12 protein-coding genes are annotated in these 14326 nt (G+C 65.2%); 11 read left to right on the forward strand and 1 reads right to left on the reverse strand.

What is annotated here, in order from left to right:
• The first annotated feature begins 303 nt into the window (after positions 1-303).
• The 7 genes from ACIQTZ_RS15475 (at position 304) to ACIQTZ_RS15505 (ending at position 8541) form a co-directional block, all read left to right on the forward strand.
• Positions 304-1926: an ABC transporter substrate-binding protein gene (locus ACIQTZ_RS15475; protein WP_400335864.1), complete on the forward strand. Its 1623-nt coding sequence runs from the start codon at positions 304-306 to the stop codon at positions 1924-1926.
• 95 nt (positions 1927-2021) lie between these two features.
• Positions 2022-2978: an ABC transporter permease gene (locus ACIQTZ_RS15480; protein ID WP_400335861.1), complete on the forward strand. Its 957-nt coding sequence runs from the start codon at positions 2022-2024 to the stop codon at positions 2976-2978.
• A gap of 3 nt (positions 2979-2981) precedes the next feature.
• Positions 2982-5093, forward strand: a complete 2112-nt coding sequence (locus ACIQTZ_RS15485) for a dipeptide/oligopeptide/nickel ABC transporter permease/ATP-binding protein (RefSeq protein WP_402982079.1) — start codon at positions 2982-2984, stop codon at positions 5091-5093.
• Positions 5090-5884: an ATP-binding cassette domain-containing protein gene (locus tag ACIQTZ_RS15490; protein WP_402982081.1), complete on the forward strand. Its 795-nt coding sequence runs from the start codon at positions 5090-5092 to the stop codon at positions 5882-5884. The genes ACIQTZ_RS15485 and ACIQTZ_RS15490 overlap by 4 nt, the downstream gene beginning before the upstream one ends.
• A 37-nt stretch (positions 5885-5921) precedes the next feature.
• Positions 5922-6839, forward strand: coding sequence for a dihydrodipicolinate synthase family protein (locus tag ACIQTZ_RS15495; protein ID WP_402982082.1), 918 nt, complete (start codon positions 5922-5924; stop codon positions 6837-6839).
• Between the two features lie 18 nt (positions 6840-6857).
• On the forward strand, positions 6858-7844 hold the full coding sequence (locus ACIQTZ_RS15500; RefSeq protein WP_402982084.1) for an ROK family protein: 987 nt from the start codon (positions 6858-6860) through the stop codon (positions 7842-7844).
• 10 nt (positions 7845-7854) lie between these two features.
• Positions 7855-8541, forward strand: coding sequence for an N-acetylmannosamine-6-phosphate 2-epimerase (locus tag ACIQTZ_RS15505; RefSeq protein WP_402982086.1), 687 nt, complete (start codon positions 7855-7857; stop codon positions 8539-8541).
• An 18-nt stretch (positions 8542-8559) separates the two neighbouring features.
• On the opposite strand, the gene ACIQTZ_RS15510 is transcribed toward ACIQTZ_RS15505, so the two are convergent.
• A complete protein-coding gene (locus tag ACIQTZ_RS15510; protein WP_402982087.1) occupies positions 8560-10014 on the reverse strand; it encodes a dihydrolipoyl dehydrogenase family protein in 1455 nt (484 codons plus the stop codon).
• A gap of 114 nt (positions 10015-10128) precedes the next feature.
• Between ACIQTZ_RS15510 and ACIQTZ_RS15515 the strand changes: the two genes are divergently transcribed.
• From ACIQTZ_RS15515 to ACIQTZ_RS15530, 4 genes are all read left to right on the forward strand, one after another.
• Entirely contained in the window at positions 10129-10899 is a 771-nt protein-coding gene (locus ACIQTZ_RS15515; RefSeq protein WP_402950073.1) for an ABC transporter ATP-binding protein, read from the forward strand.
• On the forward strand, positions 10896-12932 hold the full coding sequence (locus tag ACIQTZ_RS15520) for a YhgE/Pip family protein (RefSeq protein WP_402982089.1): 2037 nt from the start codon (positions 10896-10898) through the stop codon (positions 12930-12932). The genes ACIQTZ_RS15515 and ACIQTZ_RS15520 overlap by 4 nt, the downstream gene beginning before the upstream one ends.
• The gene (locus tag ACIQTZ_RS15525) at positions 12929-13564 is read left to right on the forward strand and encodes a TetR/AcrR family transcriptional regulator (RefSeq protein ID WP_402982091.1); all 636 of its coding nucleotides are present in this window, start codon (positions 12929-12931) and stop codon (positions 13562-13564) included. Before ACIQTZ_RS15520 ends, ACIQTZ_RS15525 begins: the two co-directional genes overlap by 4 nt.
• A 90-nt stretch (positions 13565-13654) precedes the next feature.
• Complete coding sequence (locus tag ACIQTZ_RS15530; RefSeq protein ID WP_402982092.1) at positions 13655-14302, forward strand: hypothetical protein; 648 nt, start codon at positions 13655-13657, stop codon at positions 14300-14302.
• The last annotated feature ends 24 nt before the right edge of the window (positions 14303-14326 follow it).

The raw sequence follows: 14326 nt of genomic DNA on the forward strand, positions 1-14326 counted from the left end.
TGCGCTCTCCCGTCAGTGCCGGGCAGCGCGGTGTTAATATTGAGGCGAGCTTAGCGCCCACCACAGAATGAGTGACTCGCAACATACAATATCGGATGTCCCACGTCCTTGATAAGTGTGTAGCGGGAATTCCTCGGATTTCCCGCCATTACTGGCCTGTACCGCCGGTCACGGAGGCCCCGCCAGCTCCCCCGGCACCCGACTCCCGCTTGACGTTCCGTTGTGACCGCCCTTACAGTTTCCATACGAGCATCGGACGTCCTACATCCGATAACCCACGAAACTCGAATGGTGAGGCACCCTATGAGCAAGACGATCCACAGCCTGCCGCTGGTCAACGACGCCAGCCGCCGGAACTTCCTGAAGCTAAGCGGCGCAGTTGGTGCAGCAGCCGCCTTCACGGCAACCCTTTCTGCGTGCGGCGGCGCTGCCAGCACTACCACCAGCAACGCAAGCAACACGGCGGCGGTGAACAAGGACCTCATCATCGAGGCGGGCATCTCCTACGCCCTGTCCACGGGCTTCGACCCGCTGAGCTCCTCCGGCGCAACGCCCATGGCCGCCAACCTGCACATCTTCGAAGGCCTCATCGAACTGCACCCGGCCACCCGCCAGCCCTACAACGCCCTCGCGGCATCGGACCCCAAGAAGGTCAACGACACCACCTACCAGGTGACCATCCGCGACGGCGCCAAGTTCCACGACGGCTCCCCCGTCACCACCGAAGACGTTGCTTTCTCCTTCACCCGCGTGATGGACCCGGCCAACAAGTCGCTGTTCTCCCAGTTCATTCCGTTCATCCAGGACGTCAAGCCGGTGGATGCGAAGACCGTGGAATTCACGCTCAAGTACGCCTTCCCCGGCTTCGGCCCGCGCATTTCCGTGGTCAAGATCGTTCCCAAGGCACTCGCCACCGACCTCAAAGCCTTCGACGCCAAGCCGGTGGGCTCCGGCCCGTACAAGCTGGTGTCCGCGGTCAAGGACGACAAGATCGTGTTCGAGGCGTTCGCGGACTACAACGGCCCCAAGCCCGCCCTGGCCAAGGGCATGAACTGGTTGCTGCTCTCCGACGCCGCAGCCCGCGTCACCGCAGTCCAGTCCGGCCGCGTCCAGGCCATTGAGGACGTTCCCTACCTGGACGTGGACGGCTTGAAGTCCAAGGTCAAGGTGGAGTCCGTCCAGTCCTTCGGCCTGCTGTTCCTCATGTTCAACTGCGCCAAGGCTCCGTTCGACAACAAGCTGGTCCGCCAGGCCCTGCACTACGGCATGGACAAGGAAGCCATCATCAAGAAGGCCCTGTTCGGCAACGCCAAGGCCGCCAGCTCGTACTTCCAGGAAGGCCACCCGGACTACGTCAAGGCCAAGAACGTCTACGGCTACGACGCCTCCAAGGCTGCCGACCTCCTGAAGCAGGCCGGAGTCAGCAACCTCGAATTCGAGTTGCTGACCACTGACACCGCCTGGGTCAAGGACGTTGCTCCGCTGATCCTCGAATCCTGGAACAAGATCCCCGGCGTCAAGGTCACCGTCAAGAACCTGCAGTCCGGTGCCTTGTACAGCGACCGCGTGGGCAAGGGCGATTACACCGTGGTCGCGGCCCCCGGCGATCCGTCCGTCTTCGGCAACGACGCGGACCTGCTCCTGAGCTGGTTCTACTCGGGAGCAACTTGGATGGAAAAGCGCGCCTTCTGGACCACTCCGGAGCGCACCAAGCTGCAGGACCTCATGAACAAGGGTTCGCAGGCCTCCGGCGATGAGGCCAAGAAGACCGTAGGCGAAATCGTGGACCTGGTCTCCGAGGAACTTCCGCTCTACCCGATCTTCCACCGCCAGCTTCCCAGCGCGTGGGACGAGAAGAAGCTCAACGGCTTCAAGCCGCTGCCCACCACAGGCCTGTCGTTCGTCGACGTCGGACGAACCGCCTAGTTCCTTGTGAGGCCTGCTCTGTGCGCTAAAACCCCCAAGTAGCACGCAGGGCAGGCCCCGCAAGCCAAGAAATTCCCAACCTACCGGAGAACAAATTGGTCACGATATTGCGTCTGCTTGGCCGCAGACTTGCAGCCTTGCCATTGATGATCCTGGGCATCACGTTGCTCGTCTTCCTCGTCCTGCAGGCCGCTCCCGGCGACCAGGCCAGCTCGGCCCTCGGTGACGGGGCCAGCGAAGAAGCGAAGCAGCAGTACCGCCAGGAGAATGGCCTCAACGATCCCCTGGTCCTGCAGTACTTCCGCTTCCTCGGCAAGCTCCTGCAGTTCGATCTCGGGGTCACCACTCCCCCTGCCAAGTCCGTCGCTTCCATGATCGGTTCGGCTTTCCCCCTGACGTTGCAGCTGACGTTCCTGGGCGTCGTGATCGCGATCGTCCTGTCCCTCGCCTTCGGCATCATGGGCGCTCTCTACCGCGACAAGTGGCAGGACCAGTTGGTCCGTGTCTTTTCGATTGCCGCGATCGCCACGCCGTCGTTCTGGCTCGGCATCCTGCTCATCCAGTGGTTCGCGCTCGGCGAGAACCCGATGTTCCCCTCGGGCGGAATTGCGACGCCGGAATCCGGCTTTGGCGGTTGGCTCAACTCCATGGCGCTCCCGGCTTTGGCGCTCGGCATTCCCGTGTCCGCCTCACTGATCCGCGTGGTCCGGACCTCCATGGTGGAAGAGCTGGACCGCGACTATGTCCGCACAGCCATCGGCAACGGTGTCCCCTACCGGGAGGTTGTTTCCAAGAACGTCCTCCGCAACGCGCTCGTCACCCCGGTGACCGTGCTGGGACTCCGCGTGGGCTACCTGCTGGGTGGCGCCGTCGTGATTGAAATGATTTTCGCCTTGCCCGGCATGGGCCAATTGATCCTCAACGGCATCACCAACCTGGACGTCAACCTCGTCCAGGGCGTGGTGCTCACCATCTCCGTCACCTTCGTACTGGTGAACATCGTGGTGGACCTTCTTTACCTGCTCATCAACCCCCGAATCAGGACGGTATAGCTCATGCGCAGCAAGCTCGCAGATCGGCTGAGCGCCCCGGGCCTTCGTTTCAAAGCCCTGCCCTGGGGATCGCGTATCGCCCTGCTCTTCCTCATCCTCATTGTCCTCGCAGCCATCCTGGCGCCGGTCCTGGCGCCGCATGATCCGCTGGAGACCTTCATTCCGGCCACCCCGCCGGGCGCCGAGCACTTCTTCGGCACCGACCGGTTGGGTCGCGACATCTTCTCCCGGCTCCTGTTCGGCGCGCAGTCCTCGCTGATGATCGGCCTCGGCGCCGTGGGTCTCGCGATCCTGGTGGGCGCGCTCCTGGGTTCGTTCGCCGCGACGTCCAGCAAGTCCGTGAACGAGATCATCATGCGCATCATGGACATCCTGATGGCCTTCCCGGGCATCGCCCTGGCAGCAGTACTCCTGGCAGCGTTCGGCAACTCCGTCCCGACCATCATCATCGCGATTGCCATCATCTACACCCCGCAACTGGCCCGCGTGGTCCGCGCCAACGTCCTGGCCCAGTACGGCGAAGACTACGTCCGGGCAGAGCGGGTCATGGGTGCCGGCCGGTTCTACATCCTGGTCAAGCACATCGTCCGCAACACCGCTGCTCCCGTGCTGGTGTTCGCCACCGTCATGGTGGCCGACGCGATCATCCTCGAAGCCTCCCTGTCCTTCCTGGGCGCGGGCGTGCAGGATCCTGCTCCGTCGTGGGGCAACGTGATTTCCTACGGCCGCAACCTGGTCCTGTCCGGTGGCTGGTGGGCCACCACCTTCGCCGGCCTCACCATCCTGCTGACCGTACTGTCCCTGAACATCCTCGCCGAGGGCCTTACCGACGCGATGGTCAACCCCAAGCTCCGCCGGGCTCCGGTGGTGAAGGACGACGACGGCTCCACCGCTGCCCTGACCGTGGACACCGAAGTTGCCACCTCCGTCGCCCAGCCTTCCGTTGTGGAGGAACACGAGCTCGACGGCGTGCGCGCAGCTTCCGGCCCGGGGGCCGGTTCCGGGGGCGGCCAGTCAGACCTGCTCGCCGATGTTCGGCCAGACGCCGCCAACCCGCACCTCCTCCTGGACCGGGAACTTGCGTTGCTGGCAGAAATCGAAGCGAAGCGCACCGACCGCCTCCCGCAGGTACCGACAGGCGCACGCAACGTCCTTGAAGTGAAGAACCTGTCCATCCGTTTCCCCGGCCGCTTCGGCGACACCGCGATCGTGGACAACGTGTCCTTCACGGTCCGGGAAGGCGAAACCATGGGACTGGTCGGCGAGTCCGGCTGCGGCAAGTCGATCACCTCGCTGGCCGTCATGGGCCTCCTCCCGAAGACGGCGCAGGTCACCGGATCCATCACTTTCGATGGCAAGGAACTCCTGGACGCCAACACCAAGCACAGCAACCCGAAAGCCTACGTTGGCCTTCGCGGTGAGCAGATCGCCATGGTCTACCAGGACGCGTTGAGCTCCCTGAACCCGTCCATGAAGATCAAGGAGCAAATGGAGCAGCTCACCAAGCGCGGGGGCCGCAAGACGCCCGCGGAGCTGTTGGAAATGGTCAAGCTGGACCCTGTCCGGACCTTGGCCAGCTACCCGCACGAGCTCTCGGGTGGACAACGCCAGCGGGTGCTGATTGCCATGGCCCTGTCCCGTTCGCCGAAGATCGTGGTAGCCGACGAGCCCACCACTGCGCTGGACGTCACGGTCCAGAAGCAGGTGGTGGACCTCCTCAACGAACTCCGCGAGCAACTCGGATTCGCCATGGTGTTCGTCAGCCACGACCTCGCCCTGGTCGCCTCCCTGGCCCACCGCATCACCGTGATGTACGCCGGCCAGGTAGTGGAATCCGCACAGGCTTCCGAGCTCCTGCAGAACCCCAAGCACGAATACACCCGGGGCTTGCTCGGCGCCGTGCTCTCCATCGAAGCCGACGCCACACGGCTCCACCAGATCCCCGGCACGGTTCCTTCGCCGCGCGATTTCGCCACGGGCGACCGTTTCGCGGCGCGCTCACTGAGGCCCGACGCCGATCCCCACCAGAAACTGGTCCTCACCTCCGTGGCGTCAAGCAGCGGCGAAGACACCGATCACTACTGGGCGAGCCACCTGAAGGAGGACGCGAAGTGAGCACACCAGTCATCGAGCTCAAGGACGTCAAGGTCTATCACCGGGCACGCACCGGCGGGCTGTTCCGGCCCAACATCGTCAAGGCCGTTGACGGGGTGGACTTCAGCATCAGCCGCGGCGAAACCGTAGGCATCGTTGGTGAGTCCGGCTGCGGCAAGTCCACGCTCGCGTCAGTGCTCGTGGGACTCCAGCCCCCGACGTCGGGCAGTGTCCTGTTCCACGGAAAGCCGGCCATCAAGCGCAGCGCAGCCATGCGCCGCGAGTTCGGCCGCTCCGTCTCCGTGGTGTTCCAGGATCCGTCCACCGCGCTCAACCCGCGTATGACCATCCAGGACATCCTGACCGATCCCCTGCAGGTCCACGGCATCGGCAACGCTTCCAGCCGCGCCGCCAAGGTCCGCGAACTGTTGGCGCTGGTTGGCTTGCCGCAATCGGCGGCCGAAGTGACGCCGTCGCAGGTTTCCGGCGGCCAGCGCCAGCGCGTGGCGATCGCCCGCGCACTGGCGCTGGAACCGGACATCATTGTGGCGGACGAGCCGACGTCGGCCCTGGACGTCTCTGTCCGGGCGCAGGTGCTGAACCTGCTCTCCGACCTGAAGACGCAGCTGAACCTGGGCATGGTGTTCATTTCGCACGATATCCAGACCGTCCGCTACGTCTCGGACCGGATCTGCGTCATGTATTTCGGCAAGATCGTCGAACAAGGCACGGGCGCGCAGGTCTTCGACAATCCCAGCAACGACTACACGCGGAAGCTCCTGGGCGCCGCGCCCAGCCTGCTCCACATCTAGCTTTTCCCTTCACTAGTTACCAACATCGGAGATTTCTGTGTCCACTCAGTTCCAGGGCGTCATCCCCCCGGTCATCACGCCCCGCCACGCCGATGGCAGCATCGACACCCAGTCGTTGAAGAACGTCACCAAGCACCTGATCGACGGCGGTGTATCCGGGCTGTTCGTGCTGGGTTCCTCCGGCGAAGTCCCCTACATGACCAACGCCGAACGTGAACTGGTGGTCTCCACCATCGCTGACGCCAATGCCGGTGCAGTTCCCCTGATCGTGGGCGCGAACGAGCAAACCACCAACCGCGTCATCGAGGAAGCCCGCAAGGTGGTGGACCTCGGCGCAGACGCGATCGTGGTGACCTCCATGTACTACGCGATCGGCAACGTGGCGGAAACCGAGACCCACTTCCGCAGCATCCACGAGGCCATCCAGAAGCCCATCTTCGCCTACGACGTGCCCGTCCGCACGCACTTCAAGCTGCCCACGGACCTCCTGGTCCGCCTCGGCCGCGACGGTGTGATCGCCGGCGTGAAGGACTCCTCCGGCGACGATGTCTCCTTCCGCCAACTGCTCCTCGCAGCGAAGGACATCCCCAACTTCGACATCTTCACCGGTCACGAAGTCGTGGTGGACGGTGCCCTCCTGGGCGGCGCGCAGGGCGTCGTCCCGGGCCTTGGCAACGTGGACCCCGCCGGCTACCGCCGTCTCTTCGACGCTGCGCAGGCCGGCGACTGGGCTTCGGCAGCGCGCGAGCAGGACCGCTTGGCCGACGTCTTCGAGATCGTCTACACCCCCAACGGCCGCGTGTCCGGCGGCGCCGCTGGCCTGGGTGCCTTCAAGACCGCACTGCAGGTCATGGGAATTATCGAGTCCAACACCATGAGCTCGCCGATGCTGTCCCTGAACGAAGCCGAAACGGCTGCGATCCGCGCCATCCTGGAGCGGAACGGGCTGGTCTAGCTTCCTATGACCTCTTCCATGACCCACGTGATCGGTGTTGACCTCGGCGGCACCAAGACCGCTGCCGGGGTTGTCTCCTCCTCAGGCGAGGTGCTGCTCTCGGACACCATTCCGACGCTGAACCGGGCCGGTGGCGAGGCGATCCTTGATGCCACCGCAGCGTTGATCGCAGGCTTGGTGGAGCGCGCTGCCGACGCCGGACTGACAGTGTCCGGCGTCGGTGTCGGCTCCGCGGGGGTCATTGATGCTGTTACTGGATCCGTGGTGTCCGCCACCGATGCCATCCTCGGCTGGGCCGGGACTGAACTGGCTGCCGGGCTTTCCTTGCGGCTTTCGATTCCGTCCTCGGCCCTCCGCGCCGTCAACGATGTCCATGCCCACGCCCTCGGAGAGGCCTGGCTGGGTGCCGCCGCAGGTTCCTCGAGTTCCCTGATGGTGGCGTTCGGGACAGGCGTCGGCGGCAGCTTTGTGCTGAACGGCGCGCCTCTTCTGGGCCACCGGTTTGTGGGCGGGCACGTGGGGCATTTCGCTTCACCGCTGGCGGCTTTTGATGGTGTTCCCTTGCCCTGCGTGTGCGGTGGCTCCGGGCACGTGGAGGCCATCGCGTCCGGGCCGGCCATCCATGAGGCCTACCTCCGGTTCGGCGGTTCTTCTGTCCTCGCTGCCGATACCCGTGGCGTTTTTGCGCTCGCCTCGGGTTTCGCCGAGAAGCACGACGCCGGCGCTGCCGCCAACTCCGCGGCCAGCCGCACCGCCGCCTCCCGCGCCATCGAACTGGGAGCGAGCGCCGCAGGCCAGGCCGTGGGCGGACTCATCAACATCCTGGATCCTGAAACCGTGGTGATCTCAGGCGGCCTCGCCGATGCGGGCGAGCTCTGGTTGAAGCCCATGGAAGCCGCCTTGCGCCAGGAACTCCTTGCTCCCCTGGCCGCCGTCCCTGTCGTCCCGGCAACCCTCGGCAACACCGCGGCCATCGTAGGCGCTGCGAAACTCGTTCTTAGCTAAGGAAAGACCTGTGATCCTGACCCTCGACGGCCTCGAAGCCCTCCGTTCCCAGCTCATCGTGTCCTGCCAGGCATACCCCGGCGAACCGATGCGCGATCCCCGGACCACTGGCCAGGTTGCTGCCTCAGCCGTGATCGGGGGTGCTGCGGCGATCCGTGTCCAAGGATTGGCCGACGTGCAGTTCACTCGTACCGCCGTCGAGGTTCCGGTAATCGGCCTCTGGAAGGACGGGCACGACGGCGTCTTCATCACCCCAACCCTCCGGCATGCCCTGGCCGTAGCCAATGCGGGAGCGCATGTTGTGGCGATCGATGGCACTCGGCGCACCCGGCCGGATGGACTGTCCCTGGCTGACACCGTGGCCGGAATCCATGCAGAATCCCATGCACTGGTGATGGCCGACTGTGGTTCCTTCGAGGACGCCGTTGCTGCTGTTGAGGCAGGCGCCGACCTCATTGGCACCACCCTTGCCGGCTACACCGGCGAGCGCCCCAAGACCGACGGCCCGGACCTGGGACTCCTGGATCAGATTGCCTCGGCAGAGCTGGGAAAGCCGCTCATCGCCGAGGGCCGCATCCACACCCCCGCCCAAGCCCGCCAGGCCCTCGACGCCGGTGCCTTCGCCGTGGTGGTGGGCACCGCGATCACCCACCCGGCCACCATCACAGGCTGGTTCAAGGGTGCAATGCACTCCTAGCCCTTCCTTGCTGGGCTGCTAGAGCCCGTACTTCTCCAGCAGGCGCAGCCACACCTCGCTGATGGTTGGGTAGGAAGGAACGGCGTGCCACAACCGGTCCAGCGGAACCTCTCCGACGATCGCGATCGTGGCCGAATGCAGCAACTCCGCGACGCCGGGGCCAACGAACGTCGCGCCAAGGATCACCTTGCGGTCCTCGTCCACCACGATCTGAGCCCAGCCCTTGTAATCGGAGGAGTACAGCTGGGACCCCGAGACGTTGATGGGCAATTCGACACCCGTCACGTTCTTCCCTTGCAGCAGGGCATGCTCCAGCGACGGCCCCACTGAGGCAACTTCTGGATCAGTGAAAACGACGCTGGGGATGGCGTGGTCGTTGGCCGTGTGCGCCAAGGAGCTCCACGGTTTGGGGGCTCCGCGCAGGTGGCCGCGGGCCCGGGCAACAATGGCATCGCCGGTTGCGCGGGCCTCGTATTTTCCCTGATGGGTCAGGAGCACCTTGCCCGCGGCATCGCCCGCCGCGTAGAGCCACAGGCCACTGGTGCCATCGCTGGCCGGGCCTTCCACCAATCCGCTGGGATCCGTTGTGAGCCGGAGTTTTCCGTCCTCCGCGGCGACGCCCACGCTCTCCAGGCCAAGATTGGCCAGCGAAGGGTGCCTGCCCGAAGCGACCAGGAGTTGGTCGGCAACGAGCGTGGTCCCGTCCAGCAGCACGCTGACCGAGCCGTCGTCGTTCTTCTCCACCTTCTCCACATCGGTGTGCACGTGGACCGCAACGCCATCGGCCCGGAGTCCTGCGAGCACCAGGTTGGCAGCTTCTTCCGGGTAGCTGCTGAGCAGCCGCCCCCGCGCAACGAGGGCAACATCCGAACCCAGCCGGGCAAACGCCTGCGCCAATTCAACGCCGGCCACGCCGCCACCGAGCACAACGAACCGACGCGGGACTTCCTTGGCTGCGGTGGCACCACGGGTAGTCCAGAAGGGGACGTCTGCCAGGCCCCCGATGTCCGGGATGGTCGGCGTGGAACCCGTTGCGACGACGACGGCGTGGTGGGCCTTGAGTGCGTAGCTGTTTCCGTCCAGGCCATCAACCTGGACTTCGCGGGGGCCCGTGATGCGCCCGCGGCCGCGGATCAGCTCGATGCCCGCACTGTCCAGCCACTCCGCCTGGCCGCCGTCCTGCCAGTTGTTGGTGAACCAATCCCGGTGCTTGAGGGCTGCCTCCGCATCCACGGTTCCGGTCACTGCCTCAGAGGCACCGGGCACCAACTGGGCCGCGTGCAGGACGGTGCCCGGCCTCAACAGCGCCTTCGAAGGAATGCATGCCCAGTAGGAGCATTCGCCGCCCACCAGCTCACTTTCGATGATCACCGCCGACAATCCGCCACGAACCACCCTGTCCGCTACGTTTTCCCCCACGGCACCGGCGCCAAGAACGATCACATCGAATTCACGGGAGTTTTCGGCAGTCATGGGAGAAGCCTACGCCGGGTTGGACGGGCAAGTGAGAGACCTCTATTTGAACTGACTGGTCAGTTTAGTTAGAATCGATGCAGAACCAGAACCCATCACCCTTGAAGGGATCACATGCTGTCCGTACAGCAACTCCAGATCAACGGCCGCCGTACCGACCTCCTGCCACCCACCTCGCTCGAAGCAAAGCGGGGCGAGCTCATCCTCATCTCGGGCGAAGGGCAGGACCAGCGCACCGCCCTCGCCCTTGCCCTGAGCGGCCGAATGAAGCCCAGCGACGGAATCCTGTCCTGGGACAGCACCACCAAAACCAAGAGGATCCGGCTCGCGAGCGCACTGATCGACTCCCCGGGCGTCAACGAACCCGAGCAGCACCTGAGCGTCCGCGATCTCGTCACCGAGGACCTGTCCCTCATTCCCCGCCGCTACCGTGGCGCGCTGCTGAGCAAGCCGTGGCTGAAGGTCAACCGTTTCGAGGACATCGCCGATCTCTGGATTGAACAACTTCCGGCGGGTCGCCGGCTTGAGTTGCTGACGTCCCTCGCCCTGGCCGACCCCGCAATCGACCTCCTGGTGGTCGACTCCCCCGATCGCCACAGCGCCGACCCCGCGGCTTGGTTGCCCCGGTTGCAGGACTTGGCGTCCGACGCCGGGAGGCCGCTTGCCGTCGTCGCGACCGTCAGCGCCCTTCCGGACGAATGGGACGGGCCTGCTGCTGTGATCGGCAATTCGGTAACCCACGCGACGGAAGCCGAACCGGACCCGGCCGAACCACAACCGGAAGCCGGGCTGGCAGCCGCTACCGAAAGTGCCGCCGTCGAGCCCGAAAGCGCTCTTACCGAAGAACACCAAGAAGACCAAGACCTCCAAAGGACTGCAAAGTGACTGTGCTGCGGCTTGCCCGATCCGAACTCAAGCGCATGACCGGCGGGCTCCTGCCCAAGCTGACCATCCTCGCCCTCACCATGGTGCCGCTCCTGTACGGGGCCGTTTACCTCTACGCGAACTGGGACCCCTACGGCAACCTCAATCAGATCGATGCTGCCTTGGTGGTGGAAGACACCGGCGCCACGTCGAAGGACGGCACCGAACTCCAGGCAGGCAAGAAGGTGGCCGACGGCCTGGTGGACGGCCATGTCTTCAACTGGAAGCAAGTGTCCAATGCCGAAGCCGCCGACGCTGGAGTGAAGACGGGCGAGTACGCCTTCGCCCTGCGCATTCCCAAGGATTTCTCCGCGAACCTGGTTTCGCCCGGCAGCTTCGATGCCGCCAACCAGGCCATGCTGCACGTCACCACCAACGACGCCAACAATTACCTCCTGAGCACCATCGTGGACAAGCTCACTACGGCGGTGCACTCAACGGTGGCCAAGGAAGTGGGCGAGGAAACAGCCAACCAGCTCCTCACGGGCTTCGGGACCATCCACGCGTCCATCGTCAAGGCCGCTGACGGCGCCGGGCAATTGGCCGATGGCGTCGGGAAGCTGAGCGACGGCGCTGGCACCCTCCATGACGGCACCAGCCAACTGGTCACCGGCGCGGATCAACTGGTAGCCGGGCAGACCCAATTGCGCGATGGCGCCAACCAGCTCACCACGGGCGCGGGCCAGCTGAGCTCAGGCCTCACAGAGCTGAAGAGCAAGACAGCCACATTGCCTGCTGACTCACAGAAACTTGCCGACGGCGCCGCCCAAGTAGCCGCGGGCAACGCCCAGTTGAACGCGAAAGTGCAGGACGTCGTCGGGCAGTTGGACGCCGCGGACAAAGGCCTCCGGAACCGCGTCGTCGAATCCAATGCGCGTTTGGTTGCCGCGGGCGTGCTGACCCAGGAGCAGGCAGACAAGGTCCTGGCCGACTTCGACGCCGCCGCCACCTCCAGCCCGGTGACCGATGCCAAGGCGAAGATCACGGGCGACGCCGCCAGGATCCAACAGCTCTCCGACGGTTCGGCCGCAGTAAGTGCCGGGACAGCGAAGCTCGCCGGAGCGACGCCCGCGCTGACCGATGCCATCTCGCAGGCCGCGGACGGCGCGGGGAAGCTGAGCACCGGAGCGTCCACCCTTGCCACGGGCCAGCAGGCCGCCCTGGATGGCGCCACCAAGCTCGACGGCGGTGCACGCCAACTCGACGACGGCGCGGGACAACTTGCCACAGGCGCCGCGACAGCCAACGATGGCGCGCACACACTGGCGTCCGAGCTCGCCAAGGGTGCCGGTGACATTCCGAACCCCAACGACGAGCAGAAGAGCAACGTCTCCAAGGTCATCGCGGATCCTGTGGCGGTGGAGAACGTCTCGCAGGCGAAGGCCGATTCCTACGGCGCAGGCCTGGCACCGTTCTTCCTGACGCTTGCCCTCTGGATTGGCGTGTTCATGCTGGTCCAGGCCATGCGTCCCATCACCCAGCGGGCCCTGGCGTCCAATGCCCCGGCGTGGAAGATCGCCGTGGGCGGCTGGCTGCCGTTCTTCGTGGTTTCGGTGTTGCAGGCCACCATCCTCACGGTGGTGGTGAACCTGGGCCTGGGACTTAACGCCGCGCACCCCATCGGAATGTGGCTCTTCATGCTGGCCGCCGTCATGGCCTTCAGCGCGATCATCCAAGGCATCGTGGCGCTCCTGGGTACGCCCGGAAAGTTCGTGGTGCTGATCCTGCTGGTCCTCCAACTCGTCTCCTCCGGCGGCACATTCCCCTGGCAGACCACGCCCATGCCGCTCCACGTGGTGCACGAGGTCCTCCCCATGGGCTACGTGGTGACGGGCATGCGCCACCTGATCTACGGCGGCGAGCTGACCATGATCTGGCCCACCGTCCTTGGCTTGCTTGGTTACACTTTGCTGGGAGCGGCACTGTCTACGCTCGCCGTCCGCAAGCACAAGATGTGGACCTTGAAGACCCTGAAGCCGGAGATCGCAGTATGAGCACCGCAGAGCCAGTCCCGTCGCCGGGAACTGGAGGGAAGAAGCTCCGGCCCGAGCGCACCAACGCCACCAAGCAGCGCCTGTTCGAGGCCTCCATGGAACTCATTGGAGAACGTGGAGCTGCGGGGGTCACGGTGGACGAGATCGCCGCCGCAGCCGGCGTGTCCAAGGGGACTGTCTACTACAACTTCGGCAGCAAGTCAGACCTGATCGCGCAACTGTTGCGCCACGGCGTGGACATCATGCTGGGACGCTTGCAGGCCATCGAAGGCCAGACCGAGGATCCCCTGGAGGCCATGCGGGACATGGTGGGCCAGGCCATGGAGTTCATGGACGACTACCCCTCCTTTGCCCGGCTCTGGGTCAGCGAGAATTGGCGCGCGCCGGGCGAATGGAGTGCAGTGTTCGCCGAGCTCCGCGGTGAGCTCCTTGCCGTGATCGGTTCAGCGGTGGAGAGCGTGGCTTCCGGGTACGCGGTGGATACGTCCATTGCACGGGGAAGCCTGGAAGCAGCCATCTTCGGGGCCATCTTCGTGGTGGGACTGGACCGGCAAACCTACAACCCCGAGCGCACCCGCGAGCAGAGCGTGGCCGCGGTGATGACCATCATGCACGGGTACGTCATCAAGTAGTGGCACGCGGCCCGCACAACGGTACGCAACTGCAATCTACGACGGCGTGGCGCGGCGGCTTGGTCGGCGATGATTAACCTCATGCGTCACATGGGGAACAGTGGAAAACTAGCCATCATTGCCGCTGTCGTCTCCCTCGGATTGCTGGTCCTGGCCGCCGCCGTCCTGGAGGAAGTGGTCCTGTACCTGCTCTTGGGCGCCGTCCTCACGTGCTACCTGGCCTCCCTGATACAGGTCTTCAACCGGCGCCGGTACCTTGTGGTCCTCCTCGGCGCCGCCGGCACCGCCTTGTTCATTGGCTTCGGTATCGCGTTCCTGCGCATGTGGGGCCTCGCCTTCAACCAGGACTCCAACGCCTTGGGAAGCGCTGTGAGCAGCAAAGATTCGGACATCTACTTTTATCTGGCCGCGGTGGCCGGAGTGGGGACCCTGGGGATCTTGTTCCTCGGTGCGGTGTTGCCGGGCTTCGGTTCCCGCGCCCAGCCCGTCGCCGCCCGGCCCGGCAAGCGTCCCGCCGCCAAGCGACCTTCCGGATCAGTGCCGGCGAAGAGACCCGCCGCTCGGCCCGTCCAGGGCCGGCCTACCCAGGGCCGACCCACCCAACCCCGGCCGGCCGCGGCCAAACGCCCAAACCCCGCAACCGTCAAGCGCCCCGCGCAGGCCGGCAAGGCGGCCACGCCAGCCAAGCGACCGCCGTCGAACGCCTCCGCCCAACGCAAACCCGCCCCCAAGCGGTAGCCCCCAACGCCAGCGGGCCCGCAG

The organism is Paenarthrobacter sp. NPDC090520 (assembly GCF_044769205.1).
Taxonomy (GTDB): Bacteria; Actinomycetota; Actinomycetes; order Actinomycetales; family Micrococcaceae; genus Arthrobacter.

Excerpts from the sequence above, each read along its gene's own strand:
- ACIQTZ_RS15530 (WP_402982092.1), top strand. The coding sequence starts at position 13,655 with ATGGGGAACAGTGGAAAACTAGCCATCATTGCCGCTGTCGTCTCCCTC.
- ACIQTZ_RS15510 (WP_402982087.1), bottom strand. The coding sequence starts at position 10,014 with ATGACTGCCGAAAACTCCCGTGAATTCGATGTGATCGTTCTTGGCGCC.
- ACIQTZ_RS15515 (WP_402950073.1), top strand. The coding sequence starts at position 10,129 with ATGCTGTCCGTACAGCAACTCCAGATCAACGGCCGCCGTACCGACCTC.
- ACIQTZ_RS15475 (WP_400335864.1), top strand. The coding sequence starts at position 304 with ATGAGCAAGACGATCCACAGCCTGCCGCTGGTCAACGACGCCAGCCGC.
- ACIQTZ_RS15485 (WP_402982079.1), top strand. The coding sequence starts at position 2,982 with ATGCGCAGCAAGCTCGCAGATCGGCTGAGCGCCCCGGGCCTTCGTTTC.
- ACIQTZ_RS15500 (WP_402982084.1), top strand. The coding sequence starts at position 6,858 with ATGACCCACGTGATCGGTGTTGACCTCGGCGGCACCAAGACCGCTGCC.
- ACIQTZ_RS15525 (WP_402982091.1), top strand. The coding sequence starts at position 12,929 with ATGAGCACCGCAGAGCCAGTCCCGTCGCCGGGAACTGGAGGGAAGAAG.